Annotated in this window: 21 protein-coding genes; all 21 read right to left on the bottom strand. The window is 36.5% G+C overall.

Annotated features, from left to right (window positions below; all coding sequences use genetic code 11):
• Nucleotides 1-24 precede the first annotated feature (24 nt).
• The 21 genes from EKG35_RS03955 to rpsO all read right to left on the bottom strand — a co-directional run bounded on the left by EKG35_RS03955 (nt 25) and on the right by rpsO (nt 24,961).
• Complete coding sequence (locus tag EKG35_RS03955) at nt 25-891, bottom strand: helix-turn-helix domain-containing protein (protein WP_126293026.1); 867 nt, start codon at nt 889-891, stop codon at nt 25-27.
• Nucleotides 892-1,167: 276 nt separating this feature from the next.
• A complete protein-coding gene (locus EKG35_RS03950) occupies nt 1,168-1,959 on the bottom strand; it encodes a DUF3388 domain-containing protein (RefSeq protein WP_126293025.1) in 792 nt (263 codons plus the stop codon).
• 296 nt (nt 1,960-2,255) lie between these two features.
• Nucleotides 2,256-2,513: a DUF3243 domain-containing protein gene (locus EKG35_RS03945; protein WP_126293024.1), complete on the bottom strand. Its 258-nt coding sequence runs from the start codon at nt 2,511-2,513 to the stop codon at nt 2,256-2,258.
• Nucleotides 2,514-2,556: 43 nt separating this feature from the next.
• The gene (ymfI, locus tag EKG35_RS03940) at nt 2,557-3,285 is read right to left on the bottom strand and encodes an elongation factor P 5-aminopentanone reductase (protein ID WP_126293023.1); all 729 of its coding nucleotides are present in this window, start codon (nt 3,283-3,285) and stop codon (nt 2,557-2,559) included.
• Nucleotides 3,286-4,581 (bottom strand): EF-P 5-aminopentanol modification-associated protein YfmH, encoded by a 1,296-nt coding sequence (gene yfmH, locus EKG35_RS03935; RefSeq protein ID WP_126293022.1) that lies wholly within the window; start codon nt 4,579-4,581, stop codon nt 3,286-3,288. It abuts the gene before it with no gap.
• Nucleotides 4,582-4,587: 6 nt separating this feature from the next.
• Nucleotides 4,588-5,850 (bottom strand): EF-P 5-aminopentanol modification-associated protein YfmF, encoded by a 1,263-nt coding sequence (yfmF, locus tag EKG35_RS03930; RefSeq protein WP_126293021.1) that lies wholly within the window; start codon nt 5,848-5,850, stop codon nt 4,588-4,590.
• Nucleotides 5,851-6,144: 294 nt separating this feature from the next.
• A complete protein-coding gene (locus tag EKG35_RS03925) occupies nt 6,145-7,104 on the bottom strand; it encodes an ABC transporter permease (protein WP_126293020.1) in 960 nt (319 codons plus the stop codon).
• 1 nt (nt 7,105) lies between these two features.
• A complete protein-coding gene (locus EKG35_RS03920; protein WP_126293019.1) occupies nt 7,106-8,155 on the bottom strand; it encodes an ABC transporter permease in 1,050 nt (349 codons plus the stop codon).
• Complete coding sequence (locus EKG35_RS03915; RefSeq protein ID WP_126293018.1) at nt 8,148-9,692, bottom strand: ABC transporter ATP-binding protein; 1,545 nt, start codon at nt 9,690-9,692, stop codon at nt 8,148-8,150. The genes EKG35_RS03920 and EKG35_RS03915 overlap by 8 nt, the downstream gene beginning before the upstream one ends.
• Before the next feature lie 253 nt (nt 9,693-9,945).
• Nucleotides 9,946-11,025, bottom strand: coding sequence for a BMP family lipoprotein (locus EKG35_RS03910; protein ID WP_126293017.1), 1,080 nt, complete (start codon nt 11,023-11,025; stop codon nt 9,946-9,948).
• A gap of 52 nt (nt 11,026-11,077) precedes the next feature.
• Complete coding sequence (locus tag EKG35_RS03905; RefSeq protein ID WP_126293016.1) at nt 11,078-11,806, bottom strand: GntR family transcriptional regulator; 729 nt, start codon at nt 11,804-11,806, stop codon at nt 11,078-11,080.
• A 169-nt stretch (nt 11,807-11,975) separates the two neighbouring features.
• Nucleotides 11,976-14,300 carry a DNA translocase FtsK gene (locus EKG35_RS03900; RefSeq protein ID WP_126293015.1) on the bottom strand — a complete coding sequence of 775 codons (2,325 nt, stop codon included), beginning with the start codon at nt 14,298-14,300 and terminating at the stop codon, nt 11,976-11,978.
• Between the two features lie 161 nt (nt 14,301-14,461).
• Complete coding sequence (locus EKG35_RS03895) at nt 14,462-16,129, bottom strand: ribonuclease J (RefSeq protein WP_126293014.1); 1,668 nt, start codon at nt 16,127-16,129, stop codon at nt 14,462-14,464.
• 773 nt (nt 16,130-16,902) lie between these two features.
• A complete protein-coding gene (dapA, locus tag EKG35_RS03890) occupies nt 16,903-17,805 on the bottom strand; it encodes a 4-hydroxy-tetrahydrodipicolinate synthase (RefSeq protein WP_126293013.1) in 903 nt (300 codons plus the stop codon).
• A gap of 12 nt (nt 17,806-17,817) precedes the next feature.
• Nucleotides 17,818-18,855, bottom strand: a complete 1,038-nt coding sequence (locus tag EKG35_RS03885) for an aspartate-semialdehyde dehydrogenase (protein ID WP_126293012.1) — start codon at nt 18,853-18,855, stop codon at nt 17,818-17,820.
• Between the two features lie 81 nt (nt 18,856-18,936).
• Nucleotides 18,937-19,527 (bottom strand): dipicolinate synthase subunit B, encoded by a 591-nt coding sequence (locus EKG35_RS03880; RefSeq protein ID WP_126293011.1) that lies wholly within the window; start codon nt 19,525-19,527, stop codon nt 18,937-18,939.
• On the bottom strand, nt 19,506-20,303 hold the full coding sequence (locus EKG35_RS03875) for an NAD(P)-dependent oxidoreductase (protein WP_126293010.1): 798 nt from the start codon (nt 20,301-20,303) through the stop codon (nt 19,506-19,508). The genes EKG35_RS03880 and EKG35_RS03875 overlap by 22 nt, the downstream gene beginning before the upstream one ends.
• Nucleotides 20,300-20,569 carry a YlmC/YmxH family sporulation protein gene (locus EKG35_RS03870; RefSeq protein ID WP_126293009.1) on the bottom strand — a complete coding sequence of 90 codons (270 nt, stop codon included), beginning with the start codon at nt 20,567-20,569 and terminating at the stop codon, nt 20,300-20,302. Before EKG35_RS03870 ends, EKG35_RS03875 begins: the two co-directional genes overlap by 4 nt.
• Nucleotides 20,570-20,748: 179 nt before the next feature.
• Nucleotides 20,749-21,990: a M16 family metallopeptidase gene (locus EKG35_RS03865; protein ID WP_126293008.1), complete on the bottom strand. Its 1,242-nt coding sequence runs from the start codon at nt 21,988-21,990 to the stop codon at nt 20,749-20,751.
• A gap of 246 nt (nt 21,991-22,236) precedes the next feature.
• A complete protein-coding gene (pnp, locus tag EKG35_RS03860; protein WP_126293007.1) occupies nt 22,237-24,348 on the bottom strand; it encodes a polyribonucleotide nucleotidyltransferase in 2,112 nt (703 codons plus the stop codon).
• Between the two features lie 343 nt (nt 24,349-24,691).
• Nucleotides 24,692-24,961 carry a 30S ribosomal protein S15 gene (gene rpsO, locus EKG35_RS03855; RefSeq protein WP_126293006.1) on the bottom strand — a complete coding sequence of 90 codons (270 nt, stop codon included), beginning with the start codon at nt 24,959-24,961 and terminating at the stop codon, nt 24,692-24,694.
• Nucleotides 24,962-24,964: the final 3 nt, after the last annotated feature.

Genomic DNA, 24,964 nt, shown 5'->3' with positions numbered 1-24,964 from the left:
GAAAATAGCCATCCTTTTAGATGACTACTGTTCTTGTTGTAATGTAATAATAATATTTTGTGTCATAATGTCTTGTGCATACTGAACTTCAACATCATTTACAAACACTTTAGCATTTTGTGAGTTGCCAAGTCTAATACGCGCAAAGCCATTTGAAGTAGAATCGTGTTCCACGACCTCACCAGCTGTGTATACACGAGCTTCTATTTGTTCGTTTCCATTAGTATCACGAACTCCTACCCATGTGTCTCCAGAAACTTCAATACGAATATTCATCGTATCTGTACCAGATAATTCATAAGTTGTTGTTTCGCCATCAACCACACCTGGGGAAATTGTTTGAGTAACAGTTGGTTCTTCTACGACTGGTTCCTCTTCTGTATCCTCTGGTGAATCTGTTTCTGGCTTATTTGCATTGTCTTCAATTGGTTCTATAGGAGTTTGCGTATATTCAAATTGTGGAGTTGCCTCTTCATCTTCTGGAATATTTGAAACCTTTTTCTGATATAAAAACCAGATTGCAACAATAATAACAATAATAAATAATGCGACGATAATTTTAGGCATTGTTTCTAATAAACGATTCGTTGAACGAGCATTAAGTTTTCGTCGAGTCGGACTTTGGGAAAGAGACTGGGCAACCTCTTCTGTTGGCTGAGTTGGAATATCACCCTTAAATTCCTGTAAGATTTCTTCTGAATCTAATCCAACAGCCTCTGCATATTGTTTTATAAATGCCCGAACATAAAACGATCCAGGCATAATCGAATAATTTCCTTCTTCGATGCCTACAAGATAACGCTTTTGAATTTTTGTAATTTCTTGTAGATCATCCAAACTATAACCTTTAGATAATCTCGCTTCTTTAAGGCGAGTTCCGAGTTCTGTCAACAATAACACCTACTTTTTTAATCAATTTCGCCACGACGAAATTGTCTTTCAGATTTTGAATATACAAAATCTATGACACACGTCGGGAGCAAATACAATGTTGGCCACTAAAGCATTACCACAGAACATGGCAATGTTATGCCTGAGTTTATCTAATTTATGTGGGGGGTGCATATACCCATTAAAGAGCAGTTTCTCATCCCCTAACCATACATCAGATTCTTCCGTGGCTGACTCGTTTTCGCCACACTAAACAAATTTCTAAATGAAGATTAACTAAAATCCTCCAAAACCACCGAAATGGTCATTTTGTGACATCATCTCATTTTTTTCAATTAATTCATAAGTAATCACTTCTTCTGGATGATGGCGAAGTTCAATAATGTAATCGAAATCCTCAATTTTATATTCTGAATGCTGTACAAAAATGTCAGGATGTTCTATTACTTTAGTGGATGGGATTCGCATTATTTCTCGAACTAGCTGCTGATGCCGCTCATCCGAAGAGCGACGGGTAACAGCACCGTCAAGAATAAATAAATTATTTGCACTAAATTCATCACCAATTAACGAATTTCGTATAGTTTGTTTAATCATAGTTGATGATAAGAAAATCCATTTTTTATTAGCACAAACACTTGCAGCAACAACGGATTCAGTTTTGCCTACACGAGGCATACCACGAATTCCAATAAGTTTATGCCCTTCTTTTTTAAAAAGCTCAGCCATAAAATCAACTAATATACCGAGTTCGTCCCTTACGAATCTAAACGTATTCCTTTCGTCTGCGTCTCGTTCAATATAATGTCCATGTCTAACTGCAAGCCGGTCGCGTACTTTTGGTTGGCGAAACTTTGTAACATGAATATTTTCCATTGTAGATACAATAGATCTAAAGCGTTCAATTGAATCTTCATTCTCCGCTTTTAATAACATGCCCCGTCGTTCCTCATCTACACCATTAATTGATACAATATTTACTCGCAACATACCGAGAAGTGATGCAATATCACCTAATAAACCTGGACGATTTACTTGAATCTCATATTCAAAATACCATTCACCCATTAAAATCGTCCCCCCACTAACGAAACGAAATTTTTTCTTTATAAGTTTCATCATAGCGGATTTTATATGTATTGAAAAGTTCGAAACTGTCGATTTTTCTACCAAATTATAAAAAATTATTATTTTTATATCATTTCATTTTAAAAAAGCGATTTTGGAGTTCTTTACACGAAATTTATTTAAAAATAATAGAAGAAAAAGGAGGACTAGCCTCCTTAATAAGAGAAGTGGTTAAGTGTGATTAATTTCTTTGATTTCTAGTTATTTAGACATACTAAATGAACAGTTCAATATTATTATTGAACGCGGTTGTTTTGCACTAGTTTGATTACACAGTTTGCAAGGGCATGTTTTTCGTCATCAGATGCTACTCCCCATAAATCGGATAGTACGCGCTCTTGTTCGTTTTTAGGATCAACATTTTTCGCTAAATAATCGCCAATTTGTACAGCTGTTTTTTCAATCACTTTTTTAGGCATACCTTGTTGTTTAGCATCGTCAACTTGTTGACCTAAAAATGACGTCCATCTTTCCCAGTTTTCTAATAGCGCCATTGTAATCTCCTCCTTTGTACTTTATTATGTACAAAATCAGAAATTATATGTACCAACCACCATTTAATCGAATAATTTGTCCTGTTACATAATCAGCCTGCCCACTTAAATAGAAAGCAACTAAATTCGCGACATCTCTCGTTGTACCTGCTCTTCCTAATGGAATTTCTTCATAAAGTTGTTGTTTTTCTTCATTATTTAAATGTTGATTCATAGAGGTATCAATTAATCCTGGAGCAATTGCATTAACAAGTATATGATTAAAGGCAACTTCTTTTGCATAGGCTTTTACAAATGCATGCTGAGCACCCTTTACTGCACTATAAACAGATTCAAAAGCAGCACCAGTTTCGCCCCAAATAGAACCAATAAACATGATATAGCTCACATCATTTGCTCTAAGCTTACTTGATAGTAAGGCTAATAAATGAATTGGGTTTTGAACATGAACTTTCCAAAGTCGATTCATTTCAGACACAGGTGTTTCTTCAATTAGACCATAGTAAGCATGTCCGCTGGCAACTACAATTGCTTTTATGGAAAAAATCTGACCTGCAAGTCGTTCTGCTCCATCGTCTTCAGTAAAGTCTGCTTGAACAGCTATGAATTCTTGTTCTGGGTAAGTAGAAGACAACTCTCTAACCAAATTATCCACTTTTAATCTGCCGTTATTAAAATGCAAATAGAGCGACCAACCATCTTTAGCCAGCCGCTTTGCTATTGCACTACCTATCGCACCAGAAGCACCGATTACGAGTGCAAAATGTTTCATTTATTCTTTTCTCTCACTTGAAGGTAAAATTTTAAATACTGTTTGTTGTGACTCGCCTTGAATTGTTTTAAATGCTTCAACTATATCTTTCAGCGTAAGTTTTTCGATTACTGGTACAGCATCAAATAAATTCATGTCATTAAACTCATATCGAGTAAATTGATTTGCAATAAATTCCATTGAGTTTAATGCTCTTAAGAAGAAACCTATTTTCTTGCGTTTTACACGTTCAACTTTTTCTTCGGTAAAAGTTGACTCAGCATTATTAATTTGAGTTTTGATTAGTTCTGCTAATTTATCAGGTTGGCTTGAATCAGATCCAATTAACGCAAAACCATATCCTTTTTCAAGTGAAAAGTCGTATGCAAATGATTCATCGATTAATCCATTTTCATAAACTTCTGTATAGAAGTTGGATGCACGACCAAATAAACATTCTAAACCAATTTGAACTGACAGCTCATGTTTCAGCATTTCTTCTCCACTTAAATTTGTTTCTAATGCTTTTAGACCAACATAAACTTTTGGCTTTTGAACATCCATTTTTAATTCGCGTTCCTGAATGGCTACTTCTTTAGGCTCATCTTCACAATGGCGTTCGATTGGTGTTGGTTCTGGGAATTGTTTTTTATTTTGATTTTTTTCAATAAAAGCCATCATTTCAGTTGGATCAATTCCACCAACAACAAACAATAACATATTTGAAGGATGATAAAATGTATTGTAGCAAGTGTACAAATGCTCTGCTGTAATTTTATCAATCGATTCAATTGTACCTGCAATGTCGATTTTGACAGGGTGCTTATGAAACATATTTTCGATTGCCCCAAAATAAAGTCGCCAATCTGGCTGGTCATCATACATTGTGATTTCTTGACCAATAATGCCCTTTTCTTTATTTACAGTTTGTTCAGTAAAATATGGTTCTTGAACAAAATTTAATAAAGTCTCTGTGCTTTTATAAATATTGTCTGTTGCGGAAAATAAATATGCTGTTCTTGTAAAGGAAGTAAATGCGTTTGCTGATGCACCTGCTTCGCTGAATTCTTGAAAAACATCTCCATGTTCTTTTTCAAACATTTTATGTTCTAAGAAGTGTGCAATGCCATCTGGAACTGTAATCGTTTCAGATTCTCCAATTGGGACAAATGTACGATCAATGGAACCATACTTCGTTGTAAAAGTAACAAATGTTTTAGAAAAACCTTTTTTCGGTAAAATGTATACATCAAGTCCATTGGACAATTTTTTGTAATATAAAGTTTCGTCTAGCTGTTTAAACTCAATTGTTTGCATGTCGTTTTAGGCCTCCTTACCAGATAAAAAATAAATTGCTTCAAGTTTAACCTGAGAAGCCATTTTTTGCACATCTTCTTTTGTTACCTTATCCCAGCGCTCTTTCCAAAGTTCAACTGAGAATTGGTCGTCTAGATCTTTATATTGATCATAAATGTCAATTTGTCCACGAGCAAGATCAAGTGCTTCTTTCAGTTGGTTTGTCAGCATCGCTTTAGTTTGATTTAACTCAAGGTCAGATATTTCTCCATTTTTTATCGCTTCTAATTGCTCAGCTATTACATCCGTAGCTTTCTTTTCATTTGCTGGTTCTATTCCTGAAACAACAAATACTAAACCATAATATGAAGAATATGAACTTGATGCATAATATGCTAAACTTTCACGTTCACGAACATTCATAAACAATTTAGAGTGAGCATAGCCCCCAAATACACCATTAAATATTTGCATTTTAGGGAAATCCTCGTCACCAAAAAACACAGGTGTACTGTATCCAATATGAAGTTTACCTTGCTTCATTTCCTGTTGTTCTTTTGTATATTCTTTTTCTGGTTTAGAATCGACATTGTTCCTTTCAACTTTTTTAGGAGCACGATCTTTAAATGGAAGTGCTTCTGTTAATTTTTTCTGAACTGCTTCAACATCTATATCACCAACAACGTAAATATCAATTTTGTCCTCATTAATCATGGAATGATAAGCTTCTGTTAATGAATCAATTGTCACCGCTTTTACAGTATCAATTGTTCCATTTGCAGAAATAGAAGCTGGATGATTTGGTCGTATAATTTGTGTTAATCGATGCTGTGCATAACGAGTTTTATCATCAAATATTGAGTGAATACGTTGAATAACCATTTCTTTTTCACGTTCAACAATCGATGAAACGAATTTATCGTTTTCGAAGTTCGGTTGAAAAATAACAGTATTTAATAAATCGAGAACTTCATTAAATACTTTATTTTGCGCTAAATATTGATCGTTTACTGTCTCTACATTTAATACCACTGTATGCTCGCTGCCGCGCTTTGACGCATCAAAATATAATACAGTACCAAAAAGGTCATCTAAATAGCTTCGAAATTCTGCTGATTTTTTGAATTTCCCATTACTATGCTGTAAAACATTTGACAATACGGCACGTTCTGCTGCATCTTTCATTGTTAATGGTCTTCTCCATTTTATTGAAAAATTCACAGTTTTGAATTGTGTTGTTTGTCGAATATGAAGAGTAACCCCTTCTGCTAGTTTTGTCGATAAAAACAAAAAAATTCCTCCTGACTTAATTCATTACAGTCACTATCACTACTATACATGTACCATTGGGTTTTATGCAAAAATAATCCAATTTGTTTATAAACAAATTTTAATAATTTTATTGTCATAATTAATTTTGCCCTACTCATACCTTTTAATTCATTTGAAAACATAACTTGCACAAAATAGTGTGAACTAAATTCTTCACTTTCTGAATTTATAATCATAGAAAAAAGAGACATCTCAATTTGAGACGTCTCTCCCTAACGTTATCTAAATTTAGCATATGAAAAAATAAAACTATTATCGTTTTCCTTTAATATAAGGTACTCCACTTGCTTTTGGAGCGTTTGCTTTACCGATAAATCCAGCTAAAGCTAAAATTGTTAACACATAAGGTAGGATGTGTAAATAAACAGCTGGTACATCTTGAATATAAGGAATTGATGAACCAACGACACTTAGTGCTTGTGCAAACCCAAAGAAAAGCGCAGCACCTAATGCACCAAGTGGATGCCACTTACCAAAAATCATAGCCGCAATCGCCATGAAACCTTGTCCGCTAATTGTTGAAGCTCCAAAGTTACCAGCAATTGCTTGGGCATAAATTGCACCGCCAATACCACCTAATGCACCTGAAATCATAACCGCAATATAGCGCATTTTTGTAACGCTAACACCCATTGTATCCGCTGCTAGAGGATGCTCCCCTACAGCTCTAAGTCTTAAACCAAATGGAGTTTTATAAATTACAAACCATGCAACAATAGCAACTACAAACGCCAAAATAGAAGTAGCATAAACGTCAACGAAAAACATCTTTCCGATTAACGGAATATCACTTAAAACAGGGATATCGAAACGAGAAAAACGTTCAGCAATAGAATCTGTTTGACCTTTATCGTAAATCATTTTCACTGTAAATACTGCCACTGCAAGACCTAGCAAATTAAGAGCTACACCTGAAACTGTTTGATCCGCTCTTAATGACACAGCAGCTACTGCTAAAATTAATGACAAAACAATACCAAAAATCATAGCAACAATTAAGCCAACCCAAGGCGTAAGTTTACCTAATTGATCAGCAAACATTAAATTAAATATAATACTACTTGCTGCACCTACAATCATAATTCCTTCAAGACCAATATTTACTACCCCTGATCTTTCAGTAAATACTCCACCAATTGCTGTCAAAATTAATGGTGCAGCATAAAAAATTGCAGAAGGAATAATAAAATATAGCACATCTAAAAAGCTCATATTATTTTTCCTCCTTTCTTTGCTTGCCAAAACGTTCTAGTACAACTCGAATAATATAGCCTGAAGCTACAAAGAAAATAATTAAAGCAATGACAATGTTAACGATTTCAGTTGGCACTCCAGCTTCACTTGGCATATTCAATCCACCATTTTTTAATGATCCAAATAAAATAGCACCTAAAAGTACACCAAATGGTTGATTTGCCCCAAGTAACGCAACGGCAATACCATCAAATCCAATTCCTGTAAAACCATGCAGCTTAGACATGTTTTCGAATGTTCCTAATGCTTCCATCGCACCGCCAAGTCCGGCAAATGCACCTGAAATTACCATTGCTAGAATAATATTTTTATTAACATTCATTCCCGCATACTGGGAAGCATGTTTATTAAATCCTACTGCTTTTAATTCATAGCCACGCGTTGTTTTTTCAAGAATGAACCACATTACTAAAACAGCAATTAATGCAACAACAAATCCCCAGTGCATACGAGAATAATCAGTTAACGACTCAAAAAAACTAGAGCGTAATGAAGCAGTTTCCTGTACTTTCGGCGTTCTTTCATCACCGCCTGATAAAGTTCCTATTAAAGAATTGGCTACATGTAATGCCGTATAGTTCATCATAATTGTTACAATAACTTCATGCACTTGCAGCTTGGCTTTCAAAAGACCAGGTATAAATGCCCATAATGCACCCGCAACTGCTGCAGCGATTAGCGCTAACGGAAGATGAATTACTGTTGGTAAATCAAACTTAAACCCAACATATGCGGCAGCTAACCAACCCATAATAAGCTGTCCTTCTACACCGATATTGAATAGACCTGTACGGAAAGCAAAAGCAACAGCCAAACCAGCAAATACATATGGCGTAATCTGGCGTACTGTTTCACCCATTGTATACGTATCCATAAAGATACCGTTCCACAATGCAACATATCCTTCAACAGGACTGAAACCGCTGATTGCCATTACGATCGCACCAATAATTAAACCAAGTAAAATCGAGATAAGTGGAACAAGTATATTAACTAATCTCTTACTCATTTTCGCCACCTACCTTTTCCTTTCCATGCAGCGATTGTCCCGCCATTAATAACCCTAATTCCTGCTCTGTTGTTTCCTGAGGTTTTACAGTATCAATGATTGTACCATCATGAATTACTGCTATACGGTCTGAAACATTCATTACTTCATCCAATTCAAATGATATTAGTAATACAGCTTTACCTTTATCACGTTGTTCGATTAGACGCTTATGAATAAATTCGATTGCCCCAACATCAAGACCTCGTGTTGGCAATGCAGCAATTAGTAAATCCGGATTTCGATTAATTTCACGTCCAATAATTGCCTTTTGTTGATTACCACCAGATAAAGACCTGGCTATAGACATTTCACCCTCGCCTGAACGAACATCATATTCCTCGATAATTTTACGTGCAATTTCATTTACTTTTTTATAATCGATAACACCAGATTTAGAAATTGGCGCTTTGTAGTATGTTTGTAGAGCAATATTGTGTCCAATAGGAAAATCTAATACAAGTCCGTGTTTGTGGCGGTCCTGAGGAATATGACCAACACCCGATTCTGTAATCTTTCTTGGTTTTAGTCCTGTAATATCTTTTCCATTCAAAGAAATCTTCCCACTTTTTACTTTACGGAGGCCTGTAATTGCTTCAATCAATTCAGATTGTCCATTTCCATCAATACCAGCAATGCCAACAATCTCACCAGCACGAACCGTTAAATTTAAGCCCTTAACTTTATCTACATCACGATTATCTGCAACAGTTAAAGATTCAATTTGCAGTACTGTATCTGTAGGGTTAGGATCTTTCTTTTCTGTTTTAAAGACAACTTGTCGGCCTACCATTAGTTCAGCAAGTTCTGTCGGATTTGTTTCTGATGTGATAACAGTGCCGATTCCTTGTCCTTTTCGTATAACTGTTACTCGATCCGAAACTTCCATAATCTCCTTTAACTTATGGGTAATTAAAATAATAGATTTCCCTTCTTCGATAAGGCGCTTCATAATTTGAATTAGCTCTGTTATCTCTTGAGGGGTAAGTGACGCTGTCGGTTCATCGAAAATTAAAATTTCCGCACCACGGTATAGCGTTTTTAAAATTTCAACACGCTGCTGCATACCAACAGAAATATCTTCAATTTTTGCATTTGCATCAACATTCAAACTATATTTTTCAGACAGCTCTTGAACTCTTTTCGATGCGTCCTTGATATTGATCGTCCCCATTTTTGTCGGCTCACTACCAAGTATAATGTTTTCAGTCACCGTAAAATTTTCAACTAACATAAAGTGCTGGTGTACCATACCAATCCCAAGTTTATTTGCAACATTCGGGTCAGTAATTTTTACGTCTTTACCATGAACCCGAATTGTCCCTGCTTCAGGCTGGTATAACCCAAAGAGCACATTCATTAACGTAGATTTCCCTGCACCATTTTCACCAAGAAGTGCATGTATCTCGCCTTTTTTTAGTTGAAGGGTGATGTTATCATTGGCTACAAAATCCCCAAATTGTTTGCGGATTCCAAGCATTTCAATTACATATTCCAATGTGTTCACTCCCTTGGACACTATTTTCGTAATAGTAGTTTAATAGACTTGTATTTAAATTAACACAAGAAAGGTTTTAATTTAAGAAGGTGTATTATGTAAAAATTTTTATAAACTTAAAACCTTTCATCTATTAATTAAACTCCCAGGCAAAAATGAATTTTCAGAAAATTATAGTTGTTCGAATATTTATAATTTTATTTCTGAACAAAACATGAAGACTAGCAATAGCTAGCCTTCATATTCCTAAAGATTATTCCCCAGGTTGTTCTGGAACTTTGATTGTTCCATCGATAATTTGTTGTTTAAATTCTTCTACTTTGGCTAAAGTTTCTTCAGAAATTGCACCACGAGAATCAGCTAAGTCAACACCTTGGTCAGCTAAACCGTAAGTGATTGTTTCGCCACCAGGGAATTTTCCTTCTTGCGCTAATTTTGCAACTTCTTGAGCTGCAACATCAACACGTTTTAAAACAGAAGTTAATACGATATTCGTATCAGCATCAACTTGTCCTTCATCATATTGGTCACGGTCTACACCAATAGCCCAAACATTTGCATTTGGATCTTTTTGTTTACGTTCTTTTGCTTCTGTGAATAATCCGCTACCAACACCACCAGCAGCATGGAAAATAATATCTACGCCAGAATCATACATTCTTTTTGCAATTTGTTGACCTTTTGCAGCGTCACTGAAGCTAGCCGCGTATTCAACATCTACTTTAATATCAGGATTTACAGCTGCTACACCAGCTTCAAAACCAGCTTGGAATCCACCGATAATTGGACCTTCCATACCGCCAATGAAACCAATTTTACCTGATTTAGATTCAAGAGCTGCTGCAACACCAGCAAGGAAAGAAGCTTCGTTTGCACGGAACATGATTGAAGCTACGTTATCTTTACCTTCAATCACTTCATCAATAATTGCAATTTTTGCATCTGGTTGTTGATCTGCAACTTCTACTACAGCATCATGCATAAGATATCCTACTGCATATACTAAATCAAAATCACGACGAATTAAGCGAGTTAAGTTTGATACATAATCTGATTCAGAAGCAGATTGTAGGTAGTCAAAACCACCATCGCCTTTTTCTAATCCATTTTCTTCACCGAAAGCTTGGATACCTTCCCAAGTAGATTGGTTGAATGATTTGTCATCTACACCACCTGTATCAGTTACCATTGCTACTGAAAACGTTTCTTCTGTAGTTTCAGTATCAGTTGTTGTACCAGTTTCTTCTGTTTCCTCTTTTCCGCCACAAGCACCAAGGATTGTTCCAAGTGCAAGCAATCCAGAAAGAGCAAATGCAAATTTACGTTTCTTCATTCTTTTGACCCCCCGAGATTTAGTAATTAGCAGGAATTTCCCAAGAAATGTTCTACACCCGTTTTCGAATTACATGGAAGCTGAATTTATCAGCTCTGAAATAGTTCTTTGAATAAAGAACAACACGATCATTATCATCATAATGAAGTTGTTTTAGTACGAGCAATGCAGTTTCTCGTCCGCAATTTAATATTGGTGATACTTGCTCATGAAACCCTACTGGATCAATATATGTAACAGCATAAGCTACATGAATGTCACCAGATTGTTCCAGCGATGAGAAAATGGATACTTCCTTTTTTTGAACATAATCAGATGGCAAGTATTTTGCTAAAACTTTATCAACACAGTATACTACCGGTTCTCCATCTGCAGTTCTTACTCGTTCAATTGTAATCACTTGGTCATTCGTGCAACATTGAAAGCGATGCATATCATCCTCTGATGGCACATCTTGAGCTGCATTAATAAATATTGTTCCTGGAGTCATTCCAGCATTTTCTATCATAGAAGAGATGCTGGATAACTGTTCAATACCCGATGTAAAAACCGGTTTTGGATTTACAAAAGTACCTACTCCATGACGACGAACAATAATATTTTCCTCTTCTAATAATCGCAGCGCTTCACGTAGGGTTGCACGACTTACTCCAAGTTCTTTCGATAACTCGAATTCAGAAGGCAATTTTTCATTTTCTTGATAAACTCCCTTATCGATATCCGATTTTATTCGATCAATTACTTGAAGATATAAATGACGATGATCAGCTTTTATTGACAATTTCATCACCACCATAACAAAGATCAGACATCTGATGTTGAACATTCCTACTAATCGTTCATAATATACCATTTTTCTCGAATAATGAAAATACATTTACAAAAATCTGTTGTGTAATAGATATAAAGTTTCTATTCTTTTTTTACAATATCATGTAACATTAATAGTTCTATCCATTTTCTACATTCGTTTTATTTACTAATACTTGTCTTGGCCTACTTCCATCTGGCGGACCAACTACCCCTCTCATTTCCATTTGGTCTACGATGCGTGCAGCTCTAGAGTAGCCTATTCTAAAGCGTCTTTGAAGCATGGAAACAGATGCCGTTTGCATTTCTACAACTAACTGAACTGCCTCATCATATAAATCATCTGTTTCTTCCTGGAATGATTTTTCAGGTTCATCTGTTGGTATCATTGATTCATCATATTGTGCTTTTTGTTGTTCTATAACAAAATCAACTACTGCCTCTACTTCGGAATCAGATAAGAACGCTCCTTGTACTCGGATTGGCTTAGATGATCCGGCTGGTAAAAATAACATATCACCTCTTCCCAGCAATCGTTCTGCACCACCCATATCTAATATCGTTCGCGAGTCAACAGCAGATGATACTGCAAAAGCAATACGCGATGGAATGTTTGCTTTAATAACACCTGTAATAACATCCACTGAAGGTCTTTGCGTTGCGATGATTAAATGAATACCTGCAGCACGCGCCATTTGTGCTAAACGTGTAATGGAATCCTCAACATCATGTGACGCAACCATCATTAAATCCGCCAACTCATCGATTATAACAACGATATAAGGCAGCTTCGGATGTTTTTCATCATGTTCCCTATTAAATTGTTCAACATGCTGATTGTAACCTTTAATATTTCGTGTACCAGAGTGAGAAAATAAATCATAGCGGCGTTCCATCTCAGATACCACTTTTTGTAATGCTTGCGATGCTTTTCTTGCATCTGTTACAACTGGTGCCAATAAATGGGGAATGCCATTATACATATTTAACTCAACCATTTTTGGATCAATTAACATCATTTTCACTTCATGGGGCGCAGCTCGCATTAAAATTGAAACAATGATGCCATTAATACAAACACTTTTCCCGCTTCCTGTAGAACCTGCAACTAATAAATGTGGCATTTTATTAAGTTCTGCCAATATTGCTTGTCCAGCAATATCCCGACCAAATCCAATGAGCAGCTTTGAATCTGGTTTATTATTTTCCTTTGACTCAAGCACTTCTCTTAAAGTTACGATTGCTACCTCACTATTTGGCACTTCAATACCAATTGCTGATTTACCTGGAATCGGGGCCTCCATTCGAATATCCTTCGCTGCAAGAGCTAAAGCTAAATCGTCTTGCAAACTAACAATTTTGCTTACTTTAACACCGACATCTGGCATGACTTCATATTTTGTTACAGCTGGTCCAAGGTGGACTTGAGTCACTCTTGCCTTAACACCAAAACTTAAAAACGTTTGTTCTAGTTTTTTTGCATTCGCTTGAATTATAGAATATTCACCGCTTTGATCATGTGTTGGAGGGAGTTGTAACAAATTCATGGAAGGTAGTCGATAATCAATATTTTCCACATTACTTTCAACTGCATGTTGTATTGCATCTTCAATATTTACATGATCTTCTTCTATCGGTTCCTCAGCAATTGTAATATGGGGCTGCTCAATTTTATATTGTTGGGTAAAAGCAGAAATAATTGGTTCTTCATCTACCTCTTCATCTTTATCTTCAACTAAGTATTCCGTCTGTTTTTTGCGTACTGGCTCCTCAGTAGTTGCTGCAATTTCATTTGAAACCGAGTCATCTTTTGACCTTGAACGTTTTGGACGTTTTTCATCCTTTATTACAGATTTTTTACTTCTTCTTTTTCTAGGGAATTTCTTTTTAATTTTCGGCGCTTTCTCGATAAGAATTGGTACAAGGGCTTTACCTGTAATTAAAATGATTCCGATAAATAAAATAAACCACGCAGCCACCTTTGCTCCTTTAGCATCGAATAAAATATGGAACATACTAAAAAATAGAGCCCCAATTATTCCTCCACCTAGAGCGCTGCTGCGGTTTTCAATCCCATCCATTTCGATTAAAAGTCGCCATGTTTCCCGTAATACCGAATTAGAAAGTAATTTATTACTATTATATAATTCTTCAAATAATACACTATGACTAAAAATGGATAAACTAATTACGATTAAAATCGATCCTTGTACAATTCGATCTTTAAAGGATACACTCTTTCTTTTTACCATTAGAAGTATTGCTACTAAAACTGCGAAAAAAGGAACTACAATATGCAAGTTTCCAAAAAGGAACATGGAGATTGTCTGAATGGTACGTCCGACAACACCATACTCAAAAAATACAATAATGGCAAAGGCGATTAATAATAAGCCAATAATTTCATAGGCAAGAGGATGTAATCCAGATTTTGCTTTCGTGCTTGTTTTTTTCTTTTCAGTCATTTCTTCACCTACTTATCTTTAACGATAATATTTAATTTTTAAGAGAAAAAAAGGATTTCCTTGAACCGATATCGGCTAAGAAAATCCTTCTTGGTTGTGGACAAATTCTTGCAGGAAGAATTATTATTTACCTGTCTACAACCGTAATAATTACGAGTTGCTTAGTATTCCATAATAATTGGGATAATCATTGGGCGGCGCTTTGTTTTTTGGAATAAATAAGCGTTTAGCGTATCACGGATTTCTTGTTTTATGTTTGTCCATTCAAACGTATCTTTATTCACATACTTTTCAATAACAGATCGTGCAAGTTCAGTAGCTTCTAAAATTAACTCCTCTGACTCACGCACATAAACAAATCCGCGCGATAATATTTCAGGACCTGATGCAATTCGTTTTTGCGCTCTGTTCAACGTTACAACAACGATGAATATTCCATCTTGTGAAAGTAGCTTACGGTCTCGCAACACGATATTTCCTACGTCTCCCACACCGATTCCATCGATAAGAACATTGCCTGCTTGTACACGTCCACTCATTCGCATTTTGCCATTTTTATATTCTACAATATCACCTTTATCAGCAATAAAGATTTGTGATTTTTGCATTCCAGTTGCCTGTGCTAATTTTGAATGTGCAATTAACATTCGGTATTCGCCTTGTATCGGGATAAAATATTTTGGCTTCATTAAATTTAGCATCATTTTCAAATCTTCTTGACTACCATGACCAGAAACGTGGACTTTTTTATCAGCTGTTAGAACAGTTGCGCCAGCTTTTGCCAAACTGTTCATTGCACTGCCCATTTGAATTTCCATCCCTGGTGATGGCGTAAAGGTAATAAGAACTGTATCGGTTTCTTTAATTCTTATGTCACGATGCTGTTTACGAACTATTTTATCTAGCGCTTCTAAAGGTTCACCTTGGTTGCTAGTAACGATGATAATTAATTCTTCATCTTCATATTTTTGAATATCACTTACTGGGATGAGTGTATTCTCATCAATCGTTAGATAGCCAAGATTAACACCAATATCAATTACTTTTTCTAGGCTTTTTCCAATGACTGCAACTTTTCTATTGGAATCCTGTGCTTGGTTGAATATTTGCTGAATTCGAATAAAGTTTGACGCATAAACTGCTACAATGATGCGAGCAGGCGCTGAATAGAAATATTTTGCCAATCTTTCTTCAATAACTGTTTCACTCGTTGTATGTCCTGGTCGTTCAGCTTCTGTTGATTCTGAAAGTAAAATGAATACGCCCTCTTCACCAAGTTGGGCCATTTTAGCAATGTCTGGTTTATATTTCCCTTTAGCAGATTGATCAAACTTAAATTCTCCTGTATGAACAATTGCACCTTCAGAAGTATGGAAAACAATTCCTAATGAATCAGGGATGCTATGTGTCGTATGGAAAAAAGTCACATAAGTAGAATTAAAGTTCATACGGCTTTTATTTGTTACTTCGAAAAATTTAACTGGCTGAGGAACCGGCAAATCTTTTATATGTTCCTTCGCTAAAGCAATTGTTAATTTTGACCCGTAAACAGGAGCTTTTATCTTTTGTAGTACGTAGGAGATTGAACCAATCGCATCCTCGTGACCATGTGTTAAGAAAATTCCTTTTACTCGTTCTTTATTTTCTTCTAAGTAAGTAATGTCAGGGATGACGATATCTATTCCAAGCATTTCATCTTCTGGAAACATTAACCCACTATCTACAATGAATAGTTCGTCATCGATTTCGATTACGTACATAGATTTTCCGATTTCTCCTACTCCGCCAAGAGGGATTACTCGGATTACTTCGTTTTTTGTTTTCGTCACTTGATTTCCTCCTAAAAATATCCCGAACGCACAACCACTTATAAATCATTATACGGTGTCCATGCAGGAAGCACAAATAAAAAAGCGAAAATTTTAATTTTAAAAGCGGAGGCGGCTCGTTTAGGCTCGACATGCACTGGAGACTTCCGCCAAGCGTGCTTGCACGCGCAGAAGGAAGTTGAAGTGACACGAGAGCCTAGCCGCCGCAGCTGGATATCTTTAAAAGCGAAGGCGGCTCGCTTAGGCTCGACATGCGCTGGAGACTTCCGCCAAGCGTGCTTGCACGCGTAGAAGGAAGTTGAAGTGACACGAGAGCCTAGCCGCCGCAGCTGGATATCTTTAAAAGCGAAGGCGGCTCGCTTAGGCTCGACATGCGCTGGAGACTTCCGCCAAGCGTGCTTGCACGCGTAGAAGGAAGTTGAAGCGACACGAGAGCCTAGCCGCCGTAGCTGGATATCTTTAAAAGCGAAGGCGGCTCGCTTAGGCTCGCGTCGGCGAAAGCGCCACATCCTGTGGCATCGCCGACAATTTTTCTGCACCGAAAGCGAAGCGTCAGATGCATGACTCACATCGTGTGAGCCCATGCGCTGGCCCACAAAAGCGTAACATTCTGTTGCACTGTCGACACTCGCACCTCCTCGTATATGCAGGGGGACACAATCGTTGTCCATACTCACCTAGATGGTAATAAAATCAAGAGAACCACTACCTATGACTTCCTAACTTTAAAAAAAAGCAAACACCGAAATGTTTGCCTTTCAATACTCCATAACTTAAGAGACAGTATTTAATTTTGCTACTTTTTCTTGGAATTGCTCCCAAACTTCATCAAACCTAATTCTTTCTTCTTCCAATAGTTCAACTAATGGAAGTCTTACTTTTTCAACATTAAAACCAACTTTACTCATTGCATATTTTACAGGGACTGGATTTGGGTTTTCGAATAATTTTTTAATAAGTGGTAACATTGCTTGATGGTATTTTGCAGCAACTTCATGTCGCCCTTTTTCAAATGCTTTAATCATTGCCTGCATTTCATTTCCAATAACATGAGAGGCAACCGAAATGACCCCTCTCCCTCCTATCGAAATAAGAGGCAGTGTCAAGGCATCATCTCCGCTGTATACAAATGTATCATCCGAAACGTTTGCTAGTATTTCAGTCATTTGATCCAGACTTCCACTAGCCTCTTTTATAATGCGGATATTGGGAATTTTACTTAACTCGATTGTCGTTTGTGCAGAAATATTAACCCCAGTACGTCCTGGAACATTATAAACAACAATCGGCAAGTTTGTAATATTCGCAACAGCCTCAAAATGTGCATAAATTCCTCTTTGGTTTGGCTTGTTATAAAAAGGTGCAACGACCATTATGCCATCAGCACCAAAAGCCTCCACCACTTTTGTTGCTTCGATTGTGTACGAAGTATCATTATAACCAACACCAGCAATTACTGGAATTCGTTTATTTACTTTTTTTATCGTAAAATCAATAAACTCTCTTTTTTCTGGAATAGTTAATGTTGGGGTTTCACCCGTCGTCCCACAAACTATGATTGCATCTGTACAATTTAGAATTAAGTGCTCTATTACTCGCTCTGCTACTTCATAATTAATTTTTCCATTGTCATCAAATGGGGTAATCATGGCAGTAGCAATTCGACCTAAATCCACTATTAACACCCCTTAGAGTAAATTATCCTCTAACATCGCTTCTGCAATTTGAATGGAGTTTAAAGCAGCGCCTTTTAATAAATTATCTGAAACAATCCATAAATGGAATCCTTTTTTGTTCGATAGGTCTTGGCGAATACGTCCAACATAAACTGGATCTTCACCTTCAACATATAATGGCATTGGATATTCTTGGTTAGATATATCATCTTGTAATACAATACCAGGAGCATTTTTCAACACATCAAAAATATTTTGAACAGAAGCGTCTTTTTCAACTTCTATATAAACAGATTCAGAGTGTCCAGAGACAACTGGTACACGAACACACGTTGCAGCTACTGAAAGTTCAGGCATATGCATAATTTTTTTCGTTTCATTTATCATTTTCATTTCTTCATATGTAAAGCCATTGTCCGTAAATACATCGATTTGCGGAATGACATTACGCGCAATCGGATAATGCTTTTTATCTGATTTACAAGGTAGAATATTTGCCTCAACATCTTTGCCAGCTTCCCACTGTGCGCTTTGTTGACGCAGTTCTTCAATTGCTGAAACACCTGAACCAGATACAGCTTGGTAAGTGGAAACAATTACTTTTGTTAAACCAAATGCCTCACGAATTGGTTGAAGTGCAGCAACCATTTGGATCGTTGAACAGTTTGGATTTGCAATAATTCCATTATGACGAGCTAAATCTTCTCTATTTACTTCTGGCACAACTAAGGGCACTTCTGGGTGCATACGGAAATGACTTGTATTATCAATTACAACAGCACCACGTTTTGCTGCTTCTGGCGCTAATTTCGCAGAAACAGAACCGCCAGCTGAGAATAACGCAACATCTACACCTTCAAAAGCTTCTGGCGTAGCTTCTTCAATTGTGTAAGTTTTTCCGCCAAACTCAACTTCTTTGCCAGCTGATCTAGCAGAAGCTAAAAATTTTATATGTTTAATCGGAAAATTACGTTTTAATAGCTGTTCTTTCATTTTAGTTCCTACTGCACCTGTAGCACCTACAATTGCAACTGTTAATTCCTTAGACATTTACTCATCTCTCCTCAAAAACTAGTAACATAATGTTGTAAATTGTATCACAAAAAGTTTGAAATGTGTTAGAAAATTGGATTATTTCAAATATTGGATAAATAAGGGTTGTAGCTGTTTTTTATGAATGAGAGCATGCTCGACAGTTTCGAGCATCTTTGTAAAATCTGCAATTAATGAGTTCGGTTTATTAAATGGATCATCTTGACCGAAAGGAATAAAATATATATTTTTTGAGTTCAACAATTTCATAATATTTACCCCATTTAATCCTAGGGCATCATTTGTAGAAATTCCTAATACAACCGGGGAACCGTTTCGGAGTGTTGCTTTTGCAGCCATTAATACAGGACTATCTGTTGAAGCATTTGCAAACTTGCTAATTGAATTACCAGTCATAGGGGCAATAACCATACAATCTAGTGGATTTTTCGGACCAAAAGGCTCTGCTTCTACAATGGACGATACAACTTTCTCTCCAGCTAAAGACTCTATTTTTTCAATCCATTCTTCTCCAGTTCCAAAGCGTGTTGCAGCAGTTAACACGGAATGTGTAATAATAGGTACTACTGTAGCACCAGCATTGCGGAAATCCATAATTCTTGGAACAACTTCCTCATAGGTACAATGTGACGCTGTTATGCCTAGCCCTATTCTTTTTCCTTCGAGCAAGGATCTCTCCTCCTTAATTGTTCGACAATCGATTCATATAATACGTTTCCAGCATCTTCAGGGAAAAACTTTCCAGGCAGCGCTGGCAACAGTTCATACTGCTTTCTACTAATTCCATCTTGTAAACACCCTGGATAGGAGGCTAAATCAAATATTGGAATAGAAATTTTATCGTTAAATTGTTCATCAAGCCATTTTGCTGGAATTGTATTAATAAAGAAGTCTCCTTTGATGTCACCTACTTCTTCCAAGTAAACAGCTTCATAGCGCAATGCTTTTGCTTCATTTAGCTGTATATTCGATCTGACAGCTACACAAACATGTGCGCCCATACTTCTTAAAATATGCGCAACCATTTTTGCTACTCGACCAAAGCCGGTTACGATAAACTTTTTTCCTCTAATTGCTCGTTTTGTATTATAGAAGGTTGATACAAACGCTTCCGCTGTTAAAGAAGCATTGTGCCAAATAAATGCCTCATCTTCTAAATAATAATGAACTTCATTTTGCTGTAATAGTTCTTTCCATTGGTCATTTAATTTGCCAGCAAAAATGACTGCTCGTGATAGTCCATATACAATTGGCACTTCAATCGGTAATGGATGAATTGGCAGCACAACAAAGTGAGGATGAAACTCAAGAACTGTTTTGTTTAGCTCTTCATCCCACACCGATAAATTTTTATAAAATACGGTTCTATTACCATCGCTCAAATTTTTTGCTAAAACCTTCATTCGTGAATCTGTACCAACAATAAGCCATTTCTCTTCATTCATAAATCAAACTTCCCTCTTTGTGTATATGTTTTACGGAACAAAATTCTATCTTCACCAATTAGGTGAATTTCCTCCCAAGGAATAAATAAAGGTGAAGTTGTTTTCTTTTTTTGAAATGGCAATTTCGTTGATTGTTCACCGAGTTCAAAGCCAAAAATCTTACCTGTCTTTGGATCAAATACGCATTCCGTTTCAGATAAATATCCGTATCGAACTCCATTTTCCATTTCAATCAATTCTTTCTCTGCAAGCTCCGATAGCAGCATTATCTCCCTCCTCCATGAGCTTATTGTTACTATATGCAACCTAAGAAATGAAGGTGCCCCTTCAACTCAAGTTCTGAATGTTATAAAAAATTAACGAAAATATAAATCGTTAGTTTATATTACTTTTATTCTTTAAGAGACGATTTTATTTAGAAAAATATAAAAAAGTTGTCTCCTTTTTAGGAAACAACTTTTTCATTAACTCCTTGACCAATAATCGCAACAGCAGGTTCTGCACCTAATATAGTGTCAATAAGTTCATCTATTTTGTCCATCGATACCGAATCGATTTCTGAGATAGTTTCATCGATTGTTTTATGGCGGCCATGAACAAGTTCATTTTTTCCATTGCGGCTCATTCTTGCACTGGTACCCTCTAAATCTAAAACGAAGCTGCCTTTTAAATGCTCTTTTGCATTTTCCAATTCTGTTTTTGTAACCCTTGAAGAACGAACTGTATTTAAAGTTTTATCAATTGTTTGCTGTAATAATGGTAGCTGTTGATTTGTTGTACTGCTATATATTGTCAATGCTCCGACATCCTCATAGCATGACTGATAGGAAAAAATTGTATAAGCGAGTCCACGATCTTCCCTTACCTCTTGGAATAGTCTTGAGGATGTGTTGCCGCCAATTATATTATTTAAAACAATAAAGCTATTTAAATCTGGGTGTTTTACTCCTATTGCTGGATATGAAATAGCAATATGGGACTGCTCTACATCACGTTGTTTGACATATTTGCCAGAATGAAATGTTGGGAAAGTAAGTGTCGTTTCTACAGCCTTAGGGGAATGCTCAAAACGACTAAACAACTTTTCTATGTGAAGTAGCAAGTCCTTAGTTATATTACCAGCAACTGAGATGACAATATTTTCTGGGTAATAATGTTTATCCATATATTGAAGGATTGTGTCTTTTGTGAATGTCTGTAATGTTTCGCTTGTACCTAAAATCGGTAGACCTAGAGCGTCGGTCGGGTACATAACGCGCCATAATTGTTCATGAACATCATCATCAGGTGCATCCTCGCTCATTAAAATTTCTTCTAAAACAACCTGGCGCTCTTTTTCCAATTCCACCTTTGCAAACTCTGAATTAAAAAACATATCTGCAAGTATAGAAATTGCCAGTTCACCATGATGATCTAACACTTTTGCATAATAACAAGTATTTTCTTTTGAAGTAAACGCATTAATTTCACCGCCAATTCGATCAAATTCTTCTGCAATTTGGCGAGCTGTTCTCGTTTTCGTCCCCTTAAAGAGCATATGCTCAATAAAATGTGTAATTCCATTTTCTTCAGGCAATTCAGATCGCGATCCAACCCCTACCCATATCCCTACAGAGATTGAACGGACATGTGGAATATGTTCTGATACGATGCGAACGCCATTATGACATGTATAAACAGTAACCAATTTCTTACCTCTCTTTTTCTTTTTGTCTTTCTTTTAGCTAAATTCATAAGAAAATATATCTTCTTCATACAATACAATATTCATATAAAAAGAGCCAGTTAGAAAAGCGCAAGGGCTAATTTGTTTTCCCGGACAATAAAAAAAGGCCACCCTAGTTTAAAATCATGGGCACCTTCCTTAAATTAGCCTGCTTCATCAAATGAAGCGAGGCTATAGTTATCCGATAAGTTCTAGCTTATTCATTAATTAGGCTTGTTCAGCACGTTCTTTTTCTTCTTTAATTACCACTTTACGCGATAAGTTTACACGCCCTTGGTTATCAATCTCAATACATTTCACTAGTAGTTGATCACCAATTTTTAATACATCTTCTACTTTGTTTGTACGTTCTTCTTGAATTTCTGAAATGTGTAGCAAGCCGTCTTTTCCTGGGAAAATTTCACAGAATGCGCCGAATTTCTCGATACGTTTTACTGTTGCCATATAGTACTCGCCCACTTTTGCTTCACGTACAATAGATTCGATGATTTCTTTAGCACGTTTGTTCATTTCCTCATTAGCAGAAGAAATATAAATTGTACCGTCTTGTTCAGTATCAATTTTTACGCCAGTTTCATCGATAATTTTGTTAATTGTTTTACCACCAGAACCAATTACATCACGGATTTTATCTGGATTGATATGAACCACTTCAATTTTTGGAGCATATTTAGATAAGTGAGTACGCGGCTCAGCAAGTGTAGCAAGCATTGATTCTAATATAATCATACGACCAGCTTTTGCTTGTTGCAGTGCTTCTTCTAAAATGTTTCGAGATAACCCGTCAATTTTAATATCCATTTGAAGTGCAGTTACACCTTTTGCTGTACCTGCTACTTTAAAGTCCATATCTCCAAGGTGGTCTTCCATTCCTTGAATATCCGTTAAAATAGTATAATGTTCGCCTTTTTTAACAAGACCCATTGCAATACCAGCTACAGGAGCTTTAATTGGTACACCCGCATCCATCATCGCAAGTGTTGAAGCACAGATTGATGCTTGTGAAGTTGAACCATTTGATTCTAAAACTTCAGATACACAACGAATTGCATATGGGAATTCAGATTCGTCAGGAATAACTGCGAGTAATGCACGTTCACCTAATGCCCCATGTCCTATTTCACGTCGTCCAGGTCCACGCATTGGTCCTGTTTCACCAACTGAGAATTGCGGGAAGTTATAGTGGTGCATAAAGCGTTTTGACTCTTCTAAACCAAGACCGTCTATAATTTGCACGTCACCCAATGGTCCTAATGTACAAATTGATAGCGCTTGAGTTTGTCCACGTGTGAACAAGCCTGAGCCATGTGCACGTTGTAATAAGCCAACTTCAGAAGAAAGTGGTCGAATTTCATCAACCTTACGACCATCAGGACGAATTTTTTCTTCTGTAATTAAACGGCGAACCTCATCTTTAACCATTTTATCTAAAATTGTTTTTACTTGTTTTAATGTTTCTTCGTCTGCTTCTTGTTCTTCGTAGCCTGCAATAACACGTTCCCTAACAGCTGTTATAGCTTCCTCACGCGCATGCTTTTCTACTGTTTGAATTGCAGCAATCATATCTTCTTCACAAAGTTTTTTAACTTGAGCAGAAAGTTCTTCGTTAATTTCAAATAGTTCAACTGCAATTTTTTCTTTTCCAACTTCAGCAACAATTTGTTCTTGGAATGCAATTAATTTCTTAATTTCTTCATGACCGAACATAATAGCTTCAAGCATAATTTCTTCAGGTACTTCTAATGCACCTGCTTCAACCATATTAATGGCATCTTTATTTCCTGCCACAGATAGGTGAATAGTACTTTTTTCTACTTGTTCAACAGTCGGATTGATAACAAATTCACCATCAATGTAACCAACATGTACTCCAGCAATTGGTCCATTGAATGGAATATCTGAAATAGCTAATGCCAATGATGAACCAAACATTGCCGCCACATCAGTAGGACAATCAGGATCAGAAGACATTACCATTGAAATAACTTGTACTTCATTACGGAATCCGTCTGGGAACATTGGTCGAATTGGACGGTCAATTAAACGTGAAACTAAAATCGCATGCTCTGATGGTCGACCTTCACGCTTAATAAATCCACCGGGAATTTTACCAGCTGCATAAAGACGTTCTTCATAGTTCACCGTTAGTGGGAAGAAATCTAATGCCTTTGGAGTTTTTGACATCGTGGCTGTTGCAAGTACTGCTGATTCACCATAGCGTACTAATGTTGCACCATTTGCTTGTTTTGCTAGCTGTCCTACCTCAACTACTAGTTGGCGGCCAGCCCATTCATATGAATAGACTTTTTTTTCGGTCATTTAATGAACCCCTTTCTTAATGAAACACACTACGTTACGAATATATATCATAGTAAGTGTATCAAAAAAGCAATTTCTATGCTAAATATTTTCAATTTAATTATGGCTATTTCGTATATTTTTTACAATTTATTTAGGAGAATATCATTTATTTCTTTTTTATTTAAAAAAAGATTTTACATAAATAAAAAGCGGGAATATTCCCGCTTTTTTGGCCAACGCTATGTTGGTCATGCTTTTTACTGTCTAGCTGCAGCGCCCAGCCCCTACTTCCCACGTGTGCAAAATTTATTCTGCATCGAAAGTGATAGCGGCAGATGCAGGGCGCTTTCGCTTTTCTTTATTATCGACGTAATCCAAGACGTTGGATTAATTCACGGTAACGTTGTACGTCTGTTTCACGTAAGTATTTTAATAAGTGACGACGACGACCAACTTTTTTAAGAAGACCACGTTCTGAGTGGAAGTCTTTTTTATGAGTACGTAAGTGATCGTTTAAAGCATTGATTTCTGCAGTTAATACTGCGATTTGTACTTCTGGAGAACCAGTATCTCCTTCGTGAGTGCGGTACTCAGCGATAATTTCATTTTTGCGTTCTTTTGTGATTGCCATAGT

The sequence above is a fragment of the Lysinibacillus telephonicus genome, assembly GCF_003966145.1.
Classification (GTDB): domain Bacteria; phylum Bacillota; class Bacilli; order Bacillales_A; family Planococcaceae; genus Ureibacillus; species Ureibacillus telephonicus.
Note: the sequence above shows the minus strand (reverse complement) of the source record. Positions and strands in the feature narration are given on the sequence as shown.

Bases quoted from the DNA above. Each gene is read 5' to 3' on its own strand.
- EKG35_RS03945 (WP_126293024.1), bottom strand. From the start codon at position 2,513: ATGGCGCTATTAGAAAACTGGGAAAGATGGACGTCATTTTTAGGTCAA.
- EKG35_RS03875 (WP_126293010.1), bottom strand. From the start codon at position 20,303: ATGAATGAAGAGAAATGGCTTATTGTTGGTACAGATTCACGAATGAAG.
- pnp (WP_126293007.1), bottom strand. From the start codon at position 24,348: ATGACCGAAAAAAAAGTCTATTCATATGAATGGGCTGGCCGCCAACTA.
- EKG35_RS03885 (WP_126293012.1), bottom strand. From the start codon at position 18,855: ATGTCTAAGGAATTAACAGTTGCAATTGTAGGTGCTACAGGTGCAGTA.
- EKG35_RS03925 (WP_126293020.1), bottom strand. From the start codon at position 7,104: ATGAGCTTTTTAGATGTGCTATATTTTATTATTCCTTCTGCAATTTTT.
- EKG35_RS03920 (WP_126293019.1), bottom strand. From the start codon at position 8,155: ATGAGTAAGAGATTAGTTAATATACTTGTTCCACTTATCTCGATTTTA.
- rpsO (WP_126293006.1), bottom strand. From the start codon at position 24,961: ATGGCAATCACAAAAGAACGCAAAAATGAAATTATCGCTGAGTACCGC.
- EKG35_RS03900 (WP_126293015.1), bottom strand. From the start codon at position 14,300: ATGACTGAAAAGAAAAAAACAAGCACGAAAGCAAAATCTGGATTACAT.
- ymfI (WP_126293023.1), bottom strand. From the start codon at position 3,285: ATGAAACATTTTGCACTCGTAATCGGTGCTTCTGGTGCGATAGGTAGT.
- EKG35_RS03910 (WP_126293017.1), bottom strand. From the start codon at position 11,025: ATGAAGAAACGTAAATTTGCATTTGCTCTTTCTGGATTGCTTGCACTT.
- yfmH (WP_126293022.1), bottom strand. From the start codon at position 4,581: ATGCAAACAATTGAGTTTAAACAGCTAGACGAAACTTTATATTACAAA.
- EKG35_RS03870 (WP_126293009.1), bottom strand. From the start codon at position 20,569: ATGCTGCTATCGGAGCTTGCAGAGAAAGAATTGATTGAAATGGAAAAT.
- EKG35_RS03950 (WP_126293025.1), bottom strand. From the start codon at position 1,959: ATGGGTGAATGGTATTTTGAATATGAGATTCAAGTAAATCGTCCAGGT.